The organism is Archangium lansingense (genome assembly GCF_026626635.1).
Classification (GTDB): domain Bacteria; phylum Myxococcota; class Myxococcia; order Myxococcales; family Myxococcaceae; genus Archangium; species Archangium lansingense.
Window position 1 is genome coordinate 587,668 of the sequence record NZ_JAPNKA010000001.1, and the last position, 20,122, is coordinate 607,789.

The 20,122-nt window shown below is 68.0% G+C and carries 15 protein-coding genes; 6 read left to right on the forward strand and 9 right to left on the reverse strand.

Annotated elements, in window-relative coordinates; translation table 11 throughout:
* Window positions 1-238 precede the first annotated feature (238 nt).
* The gene (locus tag OV287_RS02285) at window positions 239-889 is read left to right on the forward strand and encodes a hypothetical protein (protein WP_267532313.1); all 651 of its coding nucleotides are present in this window, start codon (window positions 239-241) and stop codon (window positions 887-889) included.
* Between the two features lie 30 nt (window positions 890-919).
* Here the strand turns inward: OV287_RS02285 and OV287_RS02290 are convergent, their stop codons facing one another.
* Both OV287_RS02290 and adh read right to left on the reverse strand, forming a co-directional pair.
* Window positions 920-1,312 carry a DUF779 domain-containing protein gene (locus tag OV287_RS02290; protein WP_267532314.1) on the reverse strand — a complete coding sequence of 131 codons (393 nt, stop codon included), beginning with the start codon at window positions 1,310-1,312 and terminating at the stop codon, window positions 920-922.
* A gap of 22 nt (window positions 1,313-1,334) precedes the next feature.
* Window positions 1,335-2,861 carry an aldehyde dehydrogenase gene (adh, locus tag OV287_RS02295; RefSeq protein ID WP_267532315.1) on the reverse strand — a complete coding sequence of 509 codons (1,527 nt, stop codon included), beginning with the start codon at window positions 2,859-2,861 and terminating at the stop codon, window positions 1,335-1,337.
* 221 nt (window positions 2,862-3,082) lie between these two features.
* Between adh and OV287_RS02300 the strand changes: the two genes are divergently transcribed.
* Window positions 3,083-4,438, forward strand: a complete 1,356-nt coding sequence (locus OV287_RS02300; RefSeq protein ID WP_267532316.1) for a sigma-54-dependent transcriptional regulator — start codon at window positions 3,083-3,085, stop codon at window positions 4,436-4,438.
* Between the two features lie 123 nt (window positions 4,439-4,561).
* On the opposite strand, the gene OV287_RS02305 is transcribed toward OV287_RS02300, so the two are convergent.
* The gene (locus OV287_RS02305; protein WP_267532317.1) at window positions 4,562-5,665 is read right to left on the reverse strand and encodes a Kelch repeat-containing protein; all 1,104 of its coding nucleotides are present in this window, start codon (window positions 5,663-5,665) and stop codon (window positions 4,562-4,564) included.
* A gap of 103 nt (window positions 5,666-5,768) precedes the next feature.
* Between OV287_RS02305 and OV287_RS02310 the strand changes: the two genes are divergently transcribed.
* On the forward strand, window positions 5,769-6,314 hold the full coding sequence (locus OV287_RS02310; protein ID WP_267532318.1) for a hypothetical protein: 546 nt from the start codon (window positions 5,769-5,771) through the stop codon (window positions 6,312-6,314).
* Window positions 6,315-6,349: 35 nt separating this feature from the next.
* Here OV287_RS02310 and OV287_RS02315 read toward each other — a convergent pair whose 3' ends face one another.
* From OV287_RS02315 to OV287_RS02325, 3 genes are all read right to left on the reverse strand, one after another.
* Window positions 6,350-7,414 (reverse strand): NAD(P)/FAD-dependent oxidoreductase, encoded by a 1,065-nt coding sequence (locus OV287_RS02315; protein WP_267532319.1) that lies wholly within the window; start codon window positions 7,412-7,414, stop codon window positions 6,350-6,352.
* A gap of 18 nt (window positions 7,415-7,432) precedes the next feature.
* Window positions 7,433-9,781, reverse strand: a complete 2,349-nt coding sequence (locus tag OV287_RS02320; RefSeq protein WP_267532320.1) for a hypothetical protein — start codon at window positions 9,779-9,781, stop codon at window positions 7,433-7,435.
* 94 nt (window positions 9,782-9,875) lie between these two features.
* Window positions 9,876-11,225, reverse strand: a complete 1,350-nt coding sequence (locus OV287_RS02325; protein WP_267532321.1) for a peroxidase family protein — start codon at window positions 11,223-11,225, stop codon at window positions 9,876-9,878.
* A gap of 455 nt (window positions 11,226-11,680) precedes the next feature.
* Here OV287_RS02325 and OV287_RS02330 point away from each other — a divergent pair, with 455 nt between their 5' ends.
* The 3 genes from OV287_RS02330 to OV287_RS02340 all read left to right on the forward strand — a co-directional run bounded on the left by OV287_RS02330 (window position 11,681) and on the right by OV287_RS02340 (window position 14,171).
* Window positions 11,681-12,862, forward strand: coding sequence for a TPM domain-containing protein (locus tag OV287_RS02330; protein ID WP_267532322.1), 1,182 nt, complete (start codon window positions 11,681-11,683; stop codon window positions 12,860-12,862).
* 73 nt (window positions 12,863-12,935) lie between these two features.
* On the forward strand, window positions 12,936-13,592 hold the full coding sequence (locus OV287_RS02335; protein WP_267532323.1) for a 2-hydroxychromene-2-carboxylate isomerase: 657 nt from the start codon (window positions 12,936-12,938) through the stop codon (window positions 13,590-13,592).
* 45 nt (window positions 13,593-13,637) lie between these two features.
* A complete protein-coding gene (locus tag OV287_RS02340; protein ID WP_267532324.1) occupies window positions 13,638-14,171 on the forward strand; it encodes a tetratricopeptide repeat protein in 534 nt (177 codons plus the stop codon).
* A gap of 125 nt (window positions 14,172-14,296) precedes the next feature.
* Here OV287_RS02340 and OV287_RS02345 read toward each other — a convergent pair whose 3' ends face one another.
* The 3 genes from OV287_RS02345 to OV287_RS02355 form a co-directional block, all read right to left on the reverse strand.
* Window positions 14,297-15,532, reverse strand: a complete 1,236-nt coding sequence (locus tag OV287_RS02345; protein WP_267532325.1) for a phospholipase D-like domain-containing protein — start codon at window positions 15,530-15,532, stop codon at window positions 14,297-14,299.
* Window positions 15,533-15,619: 87 nt separating this feature from the next.
* Entirely contained in the window at window positions 15,620-18,739 is a 3,120-nt protein-coding gene (locus tag OV287_RS02350; RefSeq protein WP_267532326.1) for a TonB-dependent receptor, read from the reverse strand.
* A gap of 477 nt (window positions 18,740-19,216) precedes the next feature.
* Window positions 19,217-20,110, reverse strand: coding sequence for a J domain-containing protein (locus tag OV287_RS02355; RefSeq protein WP_267532327.1), 894 nt, complete (start codon window positions 20,108-20,110; stop codon window positions 19,217-19,219).
* Between the last annotated feature and the right edge of the window lie 12 nt (window positions 20,111-20,122).

Consider the following 20,122-nt stretch of genomic DNA (forward strand, 5'->3'; position numbering starts at 1 on the left):
CGCTGGCGGGCCCGGCGCCTTCCTCGAAGATGCGTTGCGGCATGGCGGGTGCAACGAGGCCGGGCGCATGAGGAGAGACACCTTGCTGAATGCCCTGCATGAGCGAACCCGGGTGGCCGTCCTGGCGTCGGCCGCCCTCCTGGCCCTCTCGGGTTGCGGACTCGAAGAAGAGAGCGAGGAGGCGCGCGAGCCCAAAGCGAACCTGTCCCACTTCAGCACCGGCACGCTGGAGTTATATATGTCCCGGTTCTCGCAAGGCGGCGAGAGCACCATCAACGTGCAGGTCCAGGTCTCCACCAAGGCCTGCGACGTGGCCCCAGCGGGTACCACGTTCTCGCTCAATGACCAGCCTCTCTCCGTCCTCACCCTCGGCGAGCGCCGGGTTTACCGCACCCCGCCGCCCTACTCCGGGGGCGTCTACTGCAGCAATCCCCTGTCCTACGGCACGCTTGCCCCTGAAACATGGGCGGAGGGGAGCATGGCGCGGCTGCGCATCACCCAGCCCACCAGCAAGCTCGCGCTCTCCATGGAGGTACCCGACGCTTTCGTGGCCGGACACAACTTCCTCCCGGTGCGTGGCGAGCCGTCGTCCCCGAAGCCCGGCGAAGAGCTCACCTTCAGCTGGGGCCATCCCGCGGATGCGCTCTCGGTGATGAGCGTCTTCTTCCGCGTGGCGGGTGATACGAACAACCAGCACACGCGCTCGCTACCTCACCGGCTGGAGGGCTCGGAATTGAGGGTGCAGATACCGGAGGACATGCCCTCCGTCGAGGGCACCTTGTCCATCCAGAGCAGCGTGACCCTGAAGAGCACCCGCTGCGAGAGGGTGGCGTCCTGCACGGCTCGCCTCTCCCAGTTGGATGCCTTCGAGAGCCGCATCTCCCCCTGAACGCGGCGTGGGTGGGAACTCCGCTCGGATTCAGCCGTGCTGGGGCCCTCGCGGGGCCGGGCCTGCCTGCTTCAGGGTGAAGTACTCGTCGTCGGTGAAGACGCGCGAGCGGATGAGGAAGCGCACGCCCTCGGGCGCCTCCACGGAGAAGCCGCTCCCGCGCCCCTTCACCACGTCCACCGTCAGGTGGGTGTGCTGCCAGTACTCGAACTGAGGACCGCTGATGTAGAAGGGCGTGTCCACGATGGTGCCGAGGAACACGTCCTCGTGGCCCACCTTGAACTCGTTCCTCGGGAAGCACATGGGCGCGCTGCCGTCGCAGCACCCTCCTGATTGATGGAACATCAGGGGGCCGTGAACCCCCTGCAGCTTGCGCAGCAGGTCCTCGGCGGCGGGGGTGACGGCAACGCGCTCGATGCTCATTCAGTGGTTCCTCGGCTCTGGCCTAGAAGAAGCCCATCGGCTTCGGGTCGTAGCTCACCAGCATGTTCTTCGTCAGCTGGTAGTGCGAGAGCATCATCTTGTGCGTCTCGCGGCCAATGCCCGACTGCTTGTAGCCGCCGAACGCCGCGTGCGCCGGGTAGAGGTGGTAGCAGTTCACCCACACGCGGCCCGCCTGGATGGCGCGGCCCATGCGGTAGGCCGTGTTCGTGTCGCGCGACCACACGCCCGCGCCCAGGCCGTAGAGCGTGTCATTGGCCACCGCCAGCGCGTCCTCCATGTCCTTGAACTTCGTCACCGACACCACCGGTCCGAAGATCTCCTCCTGGAAGATGCGCATCTTGTTGGTGCCCTCGAAGATGGTGGGCTCCACGTAGTAGCCCTCGGCGAGCGCGCCGGACAGGTTGGCGCGGCCACCGCCGGTGAGCACCTTCGCGCCCTCCTTCTTGCCGATGTCGATGTACGAGAGGATCTTCTCCAACTGGTCGTTGGAGGCCTGCGCGCCGATCATCGTCTTGGGGTCGAGCGGGTTGCCCTGGACGATGCGCTTGGTGCGCTCGATGGCCTTCTGCATGAACTCCTCGTAGATGCGCTCCTGCACGAGGGCACGCGAGGGACAGGTGCACACCTCGCCCTGGTTGAGGGCAAACATGGCGAAGCCCTCGAGCACCTTCTGCGCGAAGTCGTCGTTCTGCGCGAACACGTCCGCGAAGAAGATGTTGGGCGACTTGCCGCCCAGCTCCAGCGTCACGGGGATGAGGTTCTCCGAGGCGTACTGCATGATGAGGCGGCCCGTGGTCGTCTCACCGGTGAAGGCCACCTTGGCCACGCGCTTGTTGCTGGCCAGGGGCTTGCCGGCCTCGATGCCGAAGCCGTTGACGATGTTCAGCACGCCGGGAGGCAGCAGGTCGCCCACCAGCTCCGCGAACTTGAGGATGGTGACGGGGGTCTGCTCGGCGGGCTTGATGACCACGCAGTTGCCGGCGGCCAGCGCGGGCGCCAGCTTCCACGCCGCCATCAGCAGCGGGAAGTTCCAGGGGATGATTTGAGCCACCACGCCGAGCGGCTCGTGGAAATGGTACGCGACGGTGTGCTCGTCGAGCTCGGCCAGGCTGCCCTCCTGGGCGCGCAGGCAGCCGGCGAAGTAGCGGAAGTGGTCGATGGCCAGCGGCAGGTCCGCGGCGAGCGTCTCGCGGATGGGCTTGCCGTTGTCCCACGTCTCGGAGACGGCGAGCATCTCCAGGTTGGCCTGCATCCGGTCAGCAATCTTGTTGAGGATGTCGGCGCGCGCGGTGGGCGACGTCCGGCCCCAGGCGGCCTTGGCTTTGTGGGCCGCGTCGAGCGCCTTCTCGACGTCCTCGGCGGTGGAGCGGGGAACCTCGCAGAACGGCTTGCCGGTGACGGGGGTGATGTTCTCGAAGTACTGCCCCTTCACGGGCGGGACGAACTCACCACCAATGTAGTTCCCATAACGGGGGAGGTACTGAACCTTGCTGCCCTTCTGTCCCGGCGCTTCGTACACAGTCGACAATCGGACCTCGGCGTAGTGATTGGGTTGAACTGGCAACGGCAGGGGAGAGGGCACCGAAGATAGGCAGGTGCCGCTCTGCGTCATTGCCGGTAGAGAACACGCAGGTGTCCGAAATTGATCAACCAGGCGGGGCAGGGGGCACTCGGGCTCCTGGCCACACAGCGGGGCGGGGCGGTGATCAGCCATCCGGCTCCGAGGTCATCGGACGAGTGAGGTGAAGCATGGCGCAGGTGTTGGTGGTGGATGACGAGGTGAAGCTGGGGAAGCTGGTGGCCGAGGCGTTGGAGCTGGACGGGCACGAGGTGGCGCGGGTGACGGGGGGACGCGCGGCGCTGGTGGAACTGGTGCGGCGGGGCTTCGACGTGGTGCTGACGGACTTGATGATGCCGGAGGTGGGAGGGCTGGAGGTGTTGAAGGCGGCGCAGGCGCTGCCCACGCCGCCAGCGGTGGTGATGATGACGGCGTACGGCACCGCCGAGAACGCGGTGGCGGCGATGAAGGGAGGCGCGGCGGACTATCTCACCAAGCCCTTCGCGATGGACGAGGTGCGGCTGCGGGTGAGGCGGCTGGCCGAGCAGCGCGCATCGGAGGCAAAGAGCGAGCGGCTGGTGCGGCGGCTCACGCCGGAGCTGGTGGCGGAGAGCCCCCGGATGAAGCAGGCGCTGGCCTCGGCGAAGCAGGTGGCGGCGAGCGACGCGAGCGTGGTGCTGCTGGGGGAGAGCGGCACGGGAAAGAGCCAGCTGGCGAGACTCATCCACTATTCGAGCAAGCGCGCGGCGGGGCCGTTGGTGGAGGTGCACTGTGCGGCGCTGCCGGAGACGCTGCTGGAGGGGGAGCTGTTCGGCCACGAGAAGGGCGCCTTCACGGGGGCGACGGAGAAGAAGGCAGGGCACCTGGCGGCGGCGGACGGGGGGACACTGTTCCTGGACGAGATTGGCGAGGTGACACCGGCCACGCAGGTAAAGCTGCTGCGCTTCCTGCAGGAGCGGGAGTTCGTGCCACTGGGCAGCACGCAGGCGCGCAAGGTGGACGTGCGAGTGATTGCGGCGACGAACCGGGACCTGGCGGCGGCGGTGCGCGAGGGCCGATTCCGAGAGGACTTCTACTACCGGCTGAACGTCTTCAGCATCGAAGTGCCGCCGTTGCGCGAGCGCAAGGAGGACCTGGTGCCGTTGGCGCACGCGGTGCTGGCGAGGAAGGGGCTGCCGGCGTCGAAGCTGTCGAAGGAGGCGGAGGCGCGACTGACGGGGTACGGCTGGCCGGGCAACGTGCGCGAGCTGGAGAACGCGCTGGAGCGCTCGCTCATCCTGTCGGGAGAGGGAGACATCCTGGCGGAGCACCTGGGAGCGGGAGGCCCCTCGCTGTCACGAGGAGGAGGCAAGGACGTGCGGGCGGCGGACGTGTTGGGGGAGGGCTTCAACCTGGACGCCTTCGAGCGGGAGCTGCTGTACGCGGCGCTGGAGAGGGCAGGGGGGAACAAGACGGCAGCGGCGAAGCTGCTGGGAATCACGCGTCGGCGCCTCTACTCGAGGTTGCAGAGCCTGGGCGAGAAGGTGACGGACACGGAACCCGATTGAGCCCAATCCAACCCAACACCCAGCAACCCAATCACCCAAGAGCCAATCTCCCCTCTCCCCCCGGGAGAGGGACGGGGTGAGGGTACCCGGGCCCCGGGTTGAACCCCATCTACTGCGGGCCCGTCACGACTCCGAGTGCCAGACTTCCGAGAAGGTCTCCGGTTCCCCATCGGTGGGAGACCGAGAACCACCGACCACGAGGAAGACCCCAGGTCCCAGCTCGGCGAGCAGATGACCCGCGCGGGCGCGAGCGAGCGAGGGGCCCGGGGACCATGTGCCGCGAGTCGGGTCCCATATCTCCACCGAGTCCGTAGCCTGGAACGTCTCCACGAGCCCACCGGACACAGCAGCGCGCCCATGGGGGAGCGCGGTGAGGGTGAATGAGGAACGCGGAGTGGCGAGTGTACCGGCCGGGCTCCAGCTTTCCGTGCGAGGGTCCCACACCTCCGCGGTGGCGAGGGGAGTGCCCTGGCGCCAGCCGCCGACGACGAGCACTCGCCCGTCCGAGAGCGTGACACCCTTGGCCTCGTCGCGGGATTCCGTCAAAGGCCCTGCCACGCGCCAGGTCCGGCCCTCGCGCTCCCAGATTTCGGTGCTTTGATCCAAGGGCGGCGCGATGTGGACGCCGTCGATGATGGCGAAGCCGGAGCCGTTGTCCCGGCCACCGGCGATGAGCACGCGCTCGCCGCTCACGCACACGGGCCCCGGGTGGAAGATGCGGACCGCCTGCCCGGCGGGTTCCCAGGCGCTGGCTCCGGGCCGCAGCAACTCCGCGCGAGTCCCGCGCTCCATGTCGTCATCAAAATCGGAGCCGAGCACCAGCACTGCGCCATCCGGGAGTACCACGGCGATGGGATGCGAACGGGCCGCGAGGAGCGGAGGGCCCTCGCGGAAGTTCCGGGTTCCCGGCTCCCAGACGAGGGTGGCCGCCATATCCGGACTCGAGGCGCCGCGCCCTCCGGCGATCAGCACGCGCCCATCTGGGAGGGCCACTGCGGCATGGTCCTGCCTTGGGTGGGGAAGGGGAGGGAACTCGACCCAAGCCCGCTTTGCGGAGTCCCAGAGCGCAACGAGGGTGGCCACCCGGGGCGTGGTGCCGATGCCATCACGGTGCCACTCCCCTCCACCGATGAGGAGCGCGCCTCCTGGGACGGGCGTCAGGCTGAAGCTATCGAGCCAGATGCCGGCATGGGGGACGCGCTGGAGGGAGGAGTCGGGAGGGGGCATCCTCTCATCGTATGCGCATCAGGCCGCGCATGAACGGTTGGACTCCAGGCGGGCGGACAGCGTGGGGGCGGTGAGGCGCCACGTGGGTGCCTACCCTTGAGGCATGGAGCCTATTCACCCGCCGGAACCGAAGCATCCGCGAGAACTGACCCATGTCCCCGTCTCGGTGAGCGAGCACAAGGGCCTGTTCGACCGGAGCGCGGCAGCCGGAATCCCCGCGATGCCCCTGCTGGACAAGCTGCCCCTGCGCCGGCGCATCCCGCAGAACGTCCACTCGGTGATGGACTACAAGGGCGCGGTGCTGGTGACCGGGGTGGGGCTGCTGTCTGGCTTAGGCGCTGCCCGCACCGCGAGCCTGGTGCTGGGGTGCTCGGGCCTGGGTGTGTCGCTGCTCACCGATTACAAGCTGAGCCTCGTGAAGTTCATCCCCATCGAGGTGCACGAGGCCATCGACTACGTGTGGAGCTTCGGCGTCATCGCCGCGCCTTTCCTCTTCGGAGGTGCGCGCCGGAGCCGGTGGGCCACCTGGGTGCACGTCCTCGTGGGGGCGAGCACCATCCTCGCGTCCCTCTTCACCGACTACCGGGCGCAGCGGGGCGTGCAATGGGTCCGTGGCCAGCCGACCGACCTGGGACCCGTGGGCGCCTGAGCTGAAGTCCACCGGCGGCCTCCCGGGCGCGCTCTTTACGAACTTGTCCAACTGTTGGACAACTTTTGCGAGCTCGCGGCCCAGGGCGGAGCGCCGGGCATGGCTGCGTACCGTGCGCGCAGCGCGGAGGAGGACCGCTGGTACAGGTCGCGGACCCAGCCCCGGTAGAAGCGGGCCGCTTCGGTCTCATGGACTGTTTCCTTCACGCAGGCGGTGATGAGGTGTGCGGCCATCATCCCCTGCATCAGGGCGCGCAGGACCCCCTGGGAGGAGGCGGGGTCCACCACCGCCGCAGCGTCTCCGGCAATGAAGTAGCCGTCTCCGGCCGGGGCTTCGACACAGCTCCAGGTGACCTCCGCCCCGCGTGGCGCGCCAGTGGCTCTGCCCGTGCGCAGGGCCTGGGGCAGGTCCGCTCGTGTCCGCAGGTCGGCCTGGAGTGACAGCCGTGTCCACGCGTAGAGCCCCGGACGGACCTGGGCGATCCACTCCCAACCGTCCGGCTCCCAGCGCAGGGATGGGTGCTCGTCAAACTCCATGAAGTGGCCATGTACATAGCCATACCGGGCAAGCAGGAACGGCGAGTCCACGCTCCTGGCGAGCCCTTGCTTCCGGGTGAACCAGCGTCCCCGGCCGCTGGCATCGACCACGAACCGGCCGTGCTGGAGTCCCTGGGGCGTCTCCACGCCCACCACTCGCTGCTGCTCGACGAGCGGCTGGAGGGCCCGGCAGGGTTGCAATACCTCGACGCCCAGTGCCACCGCGCGCCGCAGCAGGAGCGCATCGAACTCGGCGCGCCAGGCCTGGAAGCCACGCCACGGACCGTCTGCATCGGCCCCATACGGGGTGAAGACACGCCCCTCGGGAGAATGCGTCCAGATGCCCTCATGGCGTGGGAAGCCCGCGGCCCGGACCTCGGCAGCCACACCCAGCCGCTCCAAGAGCGCTTCCACTCCCGGGTGCAGCGTCTCTCCCGGAAGCTCCCTCGGGAAGCGGGCCGCATCGAGGAGCCGCACGTGCAGCCCGGCTCGAGCGCAGCCGATGGCCGCCGCGCATCCGGCGGGACCCGCTCCTACGATGACGACGTCCGAGGCCCCGTCCATGACAGGTGTTCCGGGGACTCAGACGACCCCGGGCGGGCGGGGGATGAGCGTGAAGGGCCCATCATCCACCTGGAAGCGGACCGCCGAGCGTGAGACGCGGCAGGTGAAGCGCCGCAGGACCTGGTCCCTCCGGCGCGGAGTGTTGGGAATGGCCTCCTCCTGACTCGCAGTCTCGACGAAGACGAGCAGATAGCCCGGGCCACTCAGCGCGGCGTCCCTCGGTGGCCCCACCGCCCAGTCCTCCACCTTCTCCGTCGTCACCAGCACGAGGGTGGAGGTGGGGACTGTGTCTCCCGCTGGAGGCACCACGCGCTTGATGCAGAAGCGCAGCGCTTCCATCCGTGCGATGAGCTCCGGGGCTGTCACGTGCGCGAGCGGGCCGAGCCGCATCCGCCCCTTCAGCGCATTGGAGACGTAGTCGGAGCGGAAGCGGTTGGCGAAGTTCATGAACCACCGCCCCCCTTCCTGGAAGAGGAAGGGGCCATGCTCACCATCCCATCCCAGTGACGAGGTGACCTCTCCGGCCAGGACGCGCGGGTGCTGCGGGTGGTAGCCCAGCTCGGAGTCGAGCATTGGCTTGCCCATGGGGGCCTCGTTGAACGTCCGCGAGGCATCGGGAGCCACCGCGGGCCAGAAGGAGTTCAGCGCCGCGCACAGCTTGGCATCCTCGGGGAAGGGGCTGCCCAGGCCGAAGGACGCGGTGAAGCTCCCCAGGTCATCATTGCCGAGCGCCACATCCCAACCCGGGGCGAAGACGCCGGAGGCTCCATCTGGCAGCCAGGTGACGAGCACCGCCGTCCGCTCACCGGCCTGGGCGCTGCCTACGGCCCCAGGTCCCACTACGGCCGTCAGCGTCCTGTCGCTGCGGCGAAAGGCCTTGGTGTCCGGCTGCCCGGGTCGCTGGAGGTCCGGATTGACGCTGTCCCGTCCGCGGCTCAGGGGCTTGGGTCCGCCTTGTCGGAAGTGCGGGTCTGGCAGCGTCTCGACCCAGGCGGCGACCTCGAACTGATCCGCGAGCGGGAAGAAGTCCGGTGCCGTCACGAGCGAGTAGGCCGGCAGCGTCGTCCCGAGCGGTCGACTCAGCCCACTCACTCGGACAGCCACGGACCCGTCGCACGTGTCGTCCGTGAAGTGAGCGGCCTCGTACCCTCCGCGATCTACCAGCGCGAGGAACTCAGCCTCCGGGAGGAAGTTCCCACCAGCGAGCGGACCGCTCAGGTCCTCGAGCACAAAGGTGCCTCCGGGGCCCAGCGTCACCCGGTGGCGGATGTTGACGTACTCGGGGGCGCGCCGGCCCGCCGGTCCACCGGAGATGGTGTCAAAGCTCGTCCAGAAGCGCGTCTCGCGCGAGTCCTGCCCGAAGGTGACGCGCTGCCTCCGGGGAACGCGGAAGCGCACCAACTCCTCGCGCCCCGCCACGGTCTGCGTCACCGTCCTCACGAGCGCCGGGTGGTGCACGGGAACGATGAGCACGCTGGCTCCCACCCGCTGCTCGCCCACCAGCGCATCGTCATCTCCCGACTGGCGCACGAACGGTGTCCGGCCGATGTCGAACTGCGGCAACGCGGGAATGCGACCATTCGTGTGGACGCGGCGCAGCTTCTCGTTGCGGTGGTACTCGTCGAAGACGAGCTCCGCCTCGGTGAGTGTCTCCCCCACGAGGCACTCGTCCCCGGGGAAGAGCTTGTGCACGGGAAAGAGGAAGTTGAGGAGGTTGTCTCCCTGCACGGGGTCGAGCACCACCCGTTGGGTGCTCGGCCGCCCCGACACGCACAAGAAGGCGCCGTAGCGAGCGGGGAGGACGGCGAGCCCATCACCGCCGTCTTCCGGCTCCACCCAGAAGCTACGCCGTGCCGCATCGTAGCGGGGAGGACGGGTGCCAACACGGGCCACTCCCGTGCGGGAGAAGGCCATGTCCGCGTGCAGACCATGCGGGCTGCGCTCGCCGGGCCGGTACTGGTAGGCGAACACCGCGAGCATGGCGCTGGGGAAGTCCGCCAGCCGCCTCCTCGCGAGGCTGTAGATGTAGTTCTCGAGAGTGTCGAGCTCCTCGAGCGTGGGGTATGCCTCGGATGAGGGCGCGGGCGTGTTGCCGGGCCGCGGATGCACGTAGGGGCTGGCCAGTGCGTGGTAGAGCAGGCTCTTGCCGGGCGAGGCGGGCTTGACGCCAGCCGCGCTCCGGAAGGCGAAGTCCTCGAAGCCTTTCAGCTCGTTGCCCGTGGGCCGCTGCACGGCTCGGGCGAGCTGGGTGGCCAGCGCCGTGGGCGAGGCCGCGGTGATGTCCAACCCAAAGGGACTCAGCCGGTCCGCCCAGCCGTGGCCCGCGAGCCGGTCGCAGAGTGTCTTGACGCGATCGATCAACGCCATACGTGGAGCGCTCCTTCACGTGAGTGACGCGAAAAACACCCGGCCGGTGGTGGTATCCGGCCGGGTCAAATCCCCCTCTCCTGCGCGCCTCGCCTCAAGGCAGCAGGTTCTTGGCGTCGTTGATGGGCGACAGGTCGCCCGAGAACCGGAGCAGGTCCGTCATCGTGAAGGTGCCCGGCTTGCTCGAGGGCAGCGTGGGCTTCCATTGCGGATTGCTGGCGAGGAAGGAGCTCGCATCGCACTCGAGCAGGCCCACGAAGACCTCGGCCAGGATGCGGCTGCCCACGGGACCGAGGTTCTTGCTGTTCCCGCGCTGCTCGGCCTCCTTGAGGATGTAGTACCAGAGCGGGGTCTCGAGGTGCAGGTTGTGCTTGGCGGCCACCTGCCCATCAGGTCCCTTGGCGATGTCCTCGGGCGACAGAGGCTTGATGCGCATGCGCCGGGCCACGTTCTGCCCGGAGGGCAGGCCGAGGCTGCGTCCGCGCCGCAGGTTGGCGATGGGCAGGTTGACGCCCGGAAGCACGCCGTGGTCGGGAATCTCGGAGAGCGTCGGCGCGAGGAAGGGGTCGAGCTTGCGGCTGAGGCCGGCCGTGACCCCGTCGTTCTGGAACTGGAAGAAGCGCCGCCAGTCGATGATCCAATCACTGGGGATGGGCACGCCCGTCCCGGAGCGCCCGGAGAAGCGGAACAGCAGCCGGAGCGAAGCGGGCACTGCCTTGCGAGGGCCGTCCTTGAAGGTGAAGACCTCGTTGTAGTCGTACGCCTCGCGCACCATGCTGTGTCCCAGGCGGTAGGCGGCGGCGGAGAACTCCACCGGGATGAAGGCGTCGCCCTGGGGCAGGTAGAAGCTGCGGCCCTTCTCGAGCACGTTCTCGAGCACGTCCTTGTCGATCACCCGCTTCAGGAAGTCATTCAGGACGATCCACTGGTAATGCCAGATGACGAGCTGGCGGGCTTCCTCGAACAGGCTGCGCCGGAGCCCGGAAGGCGGCGCGACGGTGCCCTTCTGGAGCCCCTCGACCACCTTGTTGTGGAAGCGCATGAAGGCCAGGTGGAGCTGGGCGACGATGAGGTTCTCGTCATTGCGCGGGTCGCCGATGATGGCCTGGCCCTGCGGGCCGCGAGGCAGGTCGAAGTCGAGCGACGGCTTCACCTTGGGATCGCCCCCACCAGGGGTGGCGTTGGTGCGCCCGATGACGAAGAGGGCGTCGTTGGGAGGGAGCTGGTAGAGGAAGGGCTGGTCGCCGGGACCCCTGCCGTAGAGGCAGTCGAGATCCAACGCGGGGGTGCGGAAGTTGTGGAGTGCCAGGGGGTCGACGAGCACCTCCTGGATGGGGGTGGTGTCGAAGGTGATGTCGTGGTCGATGAACTGGCCGAGGTAGGTGAAGCCGGCGGGGACGTCCTCGTTGTCACCCTTGGGGTCCGCCGAGTTGGCGTCCTTCATCGCGCGGCCGAGCTCATCCAGGGCTTCCAGCGGAGGAGTGAGTGGTTGGAGCGACGGAAAGAGTCTTCCGAACTTGCCGGTTGGGACAAACTGCCCCAACGGAGTCCCCTCTCCATTGCGTAGCAAGAAACCATGAATGGCTGGCATTGTTCTTCCCTCCACGTACGTGTTGCTGTCAGACAGACAGAGGCCGGCGCGTTTGTGAGCGCCGTCTCGTTCCTCCGGGTGGGAAGCTCGACAGCTTGGTGATCATGTAGTGTCCCCCCCTGCTTTCGCGGCGGAACAGCACCGCGAAAACGACCCATGGATTCCAGTTCACCCCCCGCGCCGCAATGCCCTAAAGGGCACTTGTCTGGAAGCACGCGCGTGTCTCGGACTGGAGGGTGGGGTGATGCTCCTGCGCGTGGGGCCAGGCATTGGCGAGTGCACAATGGAGGGGGCTATGCTCGGAGTTCATGCGCGCCCTTCTCTGCTGGACCCTCTTGTTCTGTGCCCTGAGCCTGCCCGCTCAAGGCGAGACGGTGAGAGCGATTCCTCGGCCTCGGCCGGGCTCCTGGTCCGTGGACACCACGGGAACGCTGTCCTCCCCCACGCTCGCTCAAGTGGACCAGTGGGGCTCGGAGGTGGATGGCAAGGGCCTCGGGCAGCTCGCGGTGGTGGTGGTGGTGACGACCGGGGGGCGCAACCCGCGCACCTTCGCCACCGAGCTCTTCAACCTGTGGGGCATCGGCCATGCCGGGCGCGATGATGGTGCGTTGCTCCTCATCGCCCTGCGCGACCGCAAGGCGGAGATCGTCCTCGGTGACGGCGTCGACAGCCGCGCGGACACGGCCCGGAGCGATGCCTTGATGTCAGGGCAGATTGTCCCCGCCTTCAAGCGCGGGGACCCGGGCGGGGCGGTGCTCGCGGGCGCAAGGGGCCTGAGAGACCTGCTCGAGCGCTCGCCTCTCAACGCATCCGTGAGCCGTGCTGCTTCCCCTCTGTCCGCGAGCAGCACCCCCAGTCCAGCCGCGAGCAGCACTTCCGCCAACGTGCCCTCGAGCGGCACCGCTCCCGTGCAAGAGCCACCCCCGTTCCGGCGCCCGCCCTCCTCCTATGAGAGCCCTCCGGTGCGGGGAGGCTCGAACGACATGAGTGTCTGGTTCTACGGCGGAGGCGCTGGTGCCCTTGTCGCGGGGTTTGCTGGCCTGCGCCGCTGGTTGCGCCGGCGCCCGCGCATCTGTGAGCGCTGCGCGCAGCCGCGCCAACTCCTCGACGAAGACAGGGATGATGCCCATCTCGACGGGGGGCAACAGCGCGAGGAGCGCCTGGGCTCGGTGGACTACGACGTGTGGTGGTGCCTGTCCTGCCACGATGCGCGGGTGGAGCGCTATGGCGCCTGGCTCACGTCCTATTCCAAGTGCCCGCAGTGCGAATACAAGACGAAGTCGGAGACGAGCACCACCCTCGAGCCAGCGACCTATGACCATGGGGGCAGGGTGCTGGTGGAGGTCTCCTGCAAGCACTGCAGCTACCGCAACTCGTTCACGCGCAGCACCCCCAAGCTCACCCGCCCGAGCTCGTCTTCTTCCTCCAGAGGAGGCAGCTCCTTCGGTGGAGGACGCTCCTCGGGCGGTGGCTCCAGCGGGAGCTGGTAGGAGGCCCGGGCGCTCCGGGCCGTGTTCTGGCAATGTTCGATGCAGATGGCCAGAGAGGCGTAGAGTCGGCGCCATGAATCGCTCGCCGCTTCGCTTCTTCTTCGACTACGTATCGCCGTACTCGTATCTCGCGTGGACGCAGCTCCCGGCGATTGCCGAGCGTCATGGCCGCACCGTGGAGCTCGTGCCCGTGCTCTTCGCGGGCGTGCTCAACGCGCTCGGCACGACAGGGCCCGCGGAGGTGAAGCAGAAGCGGTTCTACATCTACAAGCACACCCGGCGGATCGCCCATGAGCTTGGGGTGCCTTTCGTCATGCCCGCGGCTCATCCCTTCAATCCATTGCTTGCGCTTCGGGTGACGGCCGCTGTGCAGGACGAGGAGGCTCGGCGCCGGCTTGTTTCCGCGCTCTATGCAGCGGTGTGGGCCGGAGGCGGAGGGCTGGTGCAGCCGGAGCGCGTGGGCGAGGTGGTGGCCTCGGTAGGGCTCGATGCGCAGGCGCTGCTCGCGGCCTCGCAGACGCCCGCTGTGAAGGAGCAGGTGCGCCGCAATACGGAGGAGCTGCTCGCGCTGGAGGGCTTTGGTGTCCCCACCATCGTGGCGGATGGGGAGCTGTTCTTCGGTGTCGACTCCCTGAGCCACTTGGAGCGGTTCCTGCGTGGGGAGGATCCGCTCTCCCGCGAGGAACTGGAGCGCCTGCGCAACCTGCCCGTCGCCGCTTCAAGGATTTGAGCCGAGGAGGTGGCGCTGTGCTGCCGGGCTCCCTACCTTCTCACCATGTCGTCATCGCGCAACGTCTCCATTGAAGAGCTGCTTCGCTCCGCCGAGGAGAGAGAGGACTCGGGTGATGCGCTCGGGGCCGAGGCACTGCTTGGCCGCGTCATCTCGCTGAGGCCGGAGTTCTCTCTGGCCTGGTACCGGCGCGGCATGCTGCGTCTCTTCGAGCAGGCGGCTTTCGAGGAGGCACTCGCCGACCTGAGCCGCGCCGAGGAGCTGGGCGTGGACCAGGTCGGCATCCCGGGGTCGCAGCTCCATTACCTGCTGGGTGAGTGTCTCTTCGGCCTCGAGCGGTTCGAAGAAGCCGACGCGCGGCTCCAGCGAGGACTCGTTGGAGAGCAGGACGAGGTGCTGCGGGCGGAGATCTACTACCGGCGCGCCGAGTGCGCGGAGGTCCTGGCGCGGCCGGAAGCGCTGCGCGAGGCCCTCACGGGGTTCCTGGCGCACAAGGCTGCGTTTCTGGACTCGGGCGGAGACGAGGAGCAGGTCCAACGGGCTGAGACTCGGCTCGCTGCGCTCTCCAGCGGCCCGTGAGGTGCGGACAGATGGGGCTCAGGGATTCAACCCGAGGGACGAGATACCCTCACCCCGGGGGGCTTGCCCCCCCTTTGAACGACGGGGGGATCCTCTCCCGGGGGGAGAGGGGAAGGGGAAACAGGTTACGGTGTTCCGCTGATGTTTGGGGCGGTGTAGGTGGCCTTCGGGTCCACTTCCGCGGCGTAGGGGCTCGTCCACGTGTCCTGGAAGAAGCGCTCGAGCTGGCTCGCGAATGCCTCGCCCTCCACGATGACGCCCACGTTGCGGCTCTGCGTGAAGTAGTCACGCTCCCAGTTGCTCGTGCCCACCCACGCCTGCGCCCCGTCCACCACCATGTACTTGGCGTGCACCACGCGCCCGAATGGGATGAAGCCGCCCGACCACTGCGGAATGGTGACCAGCTTCACCGTCAGCCCCGGCGGCGCGTGTAGAGCCTGCAGGCCCTCGATGGTGCCCTTGCGCTTGCCCCAGTCCGCCACCAGCAGCTCCACCTTCACCCCTCGCGCCGCCGCTCGCTTGAGTGCCTCCTCCAGCTCGGGGAAGGGGCTCCCGTCACGACCCTTGGCCTTGTACGTGAGCAGCTGCACCCGCACCGAGCGCTTCGCCTCGTCGATGAGCTGCACCAGCTTCGGCAGGTCCCACGTGGTCGCGTCCGGCAGGTAGCCCTGGGGGCTGTGCGCCGGAGATACGCGCACCGTGCTCCCCGCGTAGCTCGTTGAGAACGGGCCTCCCACCGCTGCCGTGGCTGGCGCCGTGCCTCCGGCTGCCAGCGCCCAGTCCTGCTCGAAGATGTCCGCGAGCGAGCGCACCACCTCGGGCACTCGGATGCGCAGCCCGAGCTCCTGGATGTGCTCCAGCGAGCGCCAGTCGAAGTTCTGGCTGCCCAGGTACGCCTCGCGCCCGTCCACCACGAAGTACTTCGCGTGCAGCACGCCGCCCATCGACCTGGCCGTGTCCAGCCGGCGCACCTCGACGCCCGGCCGCTTCGCCAGCCGCTCCAGCGTCTCCGGGTACGTCTTGTAGAACTTCTCATCCGCGAGCACCCGCACCTTCACGCCCCGGTCCGCCGCCGTCTCCATGGCCTGGATGACTGTCTCCAGTCGGCTGCCCGGCGCATTGCTCACGTAGAACTGCGCCACGTCCAACGTCCGCATGGCCCCGTTCACCATCTCCGGCCACACCTGGTGGGCGTCCGGAATCTCCGCGTGGTCCAGTGTCGTCTCCACCGGGCTGCTCTCCACCAGCACCAGTCCGGGGAGCTCGGGCTCGGAGGAAGCGGCGCGCAGGGCCGGAGCGGGCGCGGCGCACGCGAGGGACAGCACGAGGGGGAGGAGCAAGGCGGTGGGCCGGAGGGACATTCGGGGCACCGTATACAAAAACCAAGGGCCCCCCGCGATTGCTCGCGGAGGGCCCCGGGTTCACACCGTGTCTGGCTCTGGCGCTGTTTAGAAGATGTACCGCGCGCCGACCTGGATCCGCCACCGCGAGAGGGTGGGGCTGTACACCGTGTTCCGCACCGCCGTGGGCTCGGAGAAGCTGTAGACCGGGCGGTTGTTCGCGGCGTCATAACCCACCGCGCGCAGGAACGACGAGGCGTGGGTCTCGAACTGCGCCTCCTGCTCGAAGAGGCCCCACTTCGGGTAGAGCAGGTTCAGGACGTTGAAGACGTCCGCCTGCAGCTCCAGCCGCTGTCCCTTGACGAACTCGGGCGAGTTCCAGCCGAGCCGGAGGTTGACGAAGTTCTGCCACGGGTTCCGGCACTCGCCACGCTGGATGAGGCGGCCCTTCGCACCCCGGAGGCACTGCTGGCTGTCGATGAACTTGTTCAGGGCCTCGTACTGCGTGGGGTCCTGGAGGCTGATCTGGCTGGCATCCCCCGGGATGAAGGCCACGTCGTTTCCGCTGATTCCGTCCGCGTTGACGTCACCGTTGACGATCCAGGTGTAGGGCGAGCCCGACTGGCCCGTGTAGATGAGACCCGCGTTGAAGCCGTAGGGCAGCGACCCGGTGGCGGTGACGGTGATGCGATGGGTGCGGTCGAACGCCGACGGCCGGAGGTTACGCTCCTCGATGCTCCCGTCCACCGGAGAGAACTGGAAGTTGGAGAGCGCCTGCGAGCTCGTGAGCGAGATCAGGTCCTTGGCGTCGGTGTAGCTGTAGCCCACGCTGACGTACACGAGGTCCCTGATCTCCTTGCTCAGCTGGAGGGTCCCGTTGACGACTCGCCCGCCGTTCTTGTTGAACACCTTGACGGCCTGGACGAGGTTCTGCGAATCGCGGCGGGTGGGGGTGGCCCTGAAGCTGCCCGTCGTGTTGAAGGTGCCGTACGTAGAGCGGCCCTCGCCGTTCGCGCCCTGCGCCACCAGGTTCTCGTCGGTGGTGTACCAACCGTTGATGTCCTGCGTGTAGAGCAGGTCGGCGGTGGCGATGATTCCCCAGGGCAGGCGCCGGTCCGCGCCGAGCGACACGCGGAAGTTCTGCGGGTAGCGGGTCTTCGGGTCGAAGTAGTCGATCTCACCCTGGTTGGTGGGGGTCGTAGGCGCCTGGGTTCCACCGGCGCAGTCGAAGGGCTGCGCGGAGGGGTCGATGGTGAAGTTCGGCACCGCACCGGTTCCAGCCGTGCCCCGGTTGCAGGTCAGCTCCACCTGGGAGAGGCCGTTGATGCTGTACGCATTGGCCACCCACACGTAGGGCGGCCGGCCCGAGAAGATGCCAGTGCCACCGCGGACGATGGTGTTGGAGTTGCCTTCCACGTCCCAGTTGAAGCCCAGGCGGGGCGACCAGAGGATGTTGCCGCTCGGCACCTTGCTCGTGTCGATGGGGAGCGCCTCGTTGTTCACGAGCCGGGGATTGGCGTTGGCCGCGGACAGGAACGGAATGTCGAGCCGGATACCGGGCGTGAGCGTCAGGCCCTTGAACACCCTCCAGTTGTCCTGGAGGTAGAAGCCCGGCTGCGCCACGGTGAACGCGGCCGTGCCCGGCTCCTGCAGGTCACTGACGCCGAAGCGCCGCTGGTAGGCACTCGCGCGTCCAGCCTCGAAGTCGTCCAGGCTGTCGAAGGTCCAGACGCCGGTCGCCGCCTGCAGGAAGGCGTTGCGCAGCCGGAAGAACTCGGTGCTCGTACCGGCGGTGAGCTGGTGATCCCCGAGCGCCAGGGTGAGGCTGTCCTGGATCTGGTAGATGTCCTGGTCCAGCTGGTTGAGCTGGGAGAAGCGCTCGGCGCCCGCCGCCAACCACGAGTCGTTCGAGCCGAGCCTGCCGGCCTTGACGAGGATCAGCGGAATGTCCTGGTTGGGATCCCGGGCGTCCCGGATGATGGAGAAGCCCGCCAGGAACTCGTTGGAGAGCTTGCCGTCGAGCCAGGTCGAGGTGAGCTTCGCCCGGGCGGTATGGGTGGAGGTCGTCTGGGCATAGCCGCTGTTGGACAGCTGGTAGCCGTCGCGCATGCGGCTCGGCACGGCCGGAGCGGTCGGCGAGCGGGTCAGCGAGTCCTGCAGGGCTCCCACGAAGTTGTACGACAGCTCGAGATAGCTGTTGGGGATGACGCCCGTGCTGATCTTGGCGAAGACGTTCCGGTCCGGGTTGCGCAGCTCCGGAGCCAGGGCGTTTCCGGCGTCGGTGACGCCATAGCGGTTGGCGAGGATGCTGTTGAACCGCTCGGCTTCCGCCGCGGTGAAGCCCGCCCGGGCCGCGTCGGCCGCGGGGTCCACGCCACCGATCTGGGACGAGTTACCGAACGCCGAGTTGCGCTCCTGGATGTCGGTGGCGACGAAGAAGTGAACCTTGTCCTTGATGATGGGGCCGCTCAGGCTGCCGCCGAACTGCCAGATGTTGTACCCGAGGAAGGTCGGGTCGCTCTGGCGCCCGGCGAGGACCTTGTTCTGCCCGTAGCCGAAGACCGAGCCGTGGAAGTCGTTGGTACCGCTCTTGGTGATGGCGTTCACCATGCCGCCCGCGAAGTTGCCGTAGCGGACGTCGAACGGGGACACCTGCACCACGAAGCTCTCGATGGCCTCGATGGAGATGGGCTTGGCGTTGGCCTGGCCGCCCGGCGTTCCCGACCCCGAGAGGCCGAAGAGGTCGTTATAGGCCGCGCCGTCGATCTGGATGTTGTTGAAGCGGTTGTTCTGGCCGGCCATCGCGGTACCGCTCACCTGCGGAGTGGTCGAGACGAGGTCGGTGAAATTCCGTCCCTGCAGGGGCAGCCGGGCCATCGCCGCGGAGTTCATGGTCGACGAGGGGCCGGTGCGTCCCTGATCCTGGAGCGCATCGATCTCCTGGGCCTCGACCACCATCTCCTCTTCGAAGGACTCGAAGGCCTTCAGCTGGAAGTTGAGGGTGAGCCGCTGACCCAGCACGAGCTGCATGCCGGTGCGGGTGTGCCCGTAGAAGCCCTCCATGGTGGCCGTGAGGACATACGGTCCTCCCGGGGGGAGGTTGTCGAGGAGGTAGCTTCCCGACGTCCCGGTCACCGCGGTGAAGGACGCCCCGGTGGCGGTGTTGCGCAGCTGGACCACCACGCCGGTGAGCGGCTGCTTGTCCGTGGCGGTAATGGTTCCGGTCACCGCCGAACCCGTAACGCCTTGTGCCAGCGCCCCGGTCGCGAGCACGGTCGTAACGAAGAGGGCTATCAGTCTTAAGTTGGATGGACGTAGTGAGTTCATGGAACCTCGCAAGACCTGGGTGGGGGACAGGGACCCGTCGGCCGCGATGCAGATCTGCGGATACGCAGCGGAGCCGGAGGAGGGGCGGAAGGCAACTTCTCAAGGGGGCCCACTTCTGCTTCGTCTGCACGCACGAGCGACCTCCCTGGGGAGAGTGAGGGGGTGGGCTCGCGACACGCCGGACGTTGCCTACTGAACGGCGGCCACTGCCCGGGACGGCCATGTATCAACATTTGAGGGTCCTTTCCAACTGAGGGCCCCATTTTCACCTTGAGTTCACACAGGTGACCCGCCCAGTAGGGGGCGCCAGCGCCTTCGGCACTCCAGGGTGACGTGGTGCGTCAGGCGTCGCCGCGGCTCTCCGAGGCCTTGCTACAGCTAGCGTCCCTTGAGGTAGCGGCTGGACTGCTTGTCGAGCAGTTCCAAGCCAACCCTGGCCTCGCGGCACTCGGGTAGGAGCTGGAGGGCCTGCTCGAAGCTCTCGCGGGCCCGATCGAAGAAGCGCGTGCTGAGGTACTGGTAGCCGCGGCACACCAGCTCCATGGCCTGGTGCCGGGGCGCGGGCGCTATCTTGGCGGCCTTGGCGAACAGGTCGAGCGCCTTGGCGTAATCTGCGGATTCCAGGGCGAGCATGCCCAGCTTGTAGAGCTGGAGCGCCGCTGCGGCGGGCAGGGGGCCGCTGCCGCGGGGCGCCGGTTTCGGCTCGGCAGTGGGGTGCACGCCGGAGGCGGCTCGGGGTGCGGCGGATGCGGCTGGGGCGGGCGAGGTGACAGGTACGCCGTGCGCGGGAGTAAAGGCGGGGCGTAGGGCGACGGGAACACCGGGCGCTGGAGTAAAGGCAGGGCGCGGGGCGACGGGAACGCCGTGTGCCGGAGTGAAGGCGGGGCGCGGGGCGACGGGAACGCCGTGTGCCGGAGTGAAGGCGGGGCCCGGACGGGGCACTACTGGGGCGGATGCGGTCTCGGGGGGTGGAGACACGGGGGCGGACGGCGTCCGGGGCCTGGCGCGGGCCATTCGCTCGCTCCACTCGCGCCGCTTGTCCGGCTGGGAGAGCACCTCGAAGGCCTTCTTGGCGCTGAGGAAGAGCTCCAGCGCCTGGGCCTTCTCCTCCTGTGATTTCGCCCGGAGCCGGTCCGGGTGGGACTGGGCGGCGATGCGCAGGAAAGCCTTGCGGATGGCGGGCAGGTCCTCCGCGCCGTGCAGTCCGAGCACCTCGAAGGGATTCTTCTCGGAAGGGTTCTTGTCGTGAGGGGACGAGGGGTCCTGGGACATGGGAGCACCCTC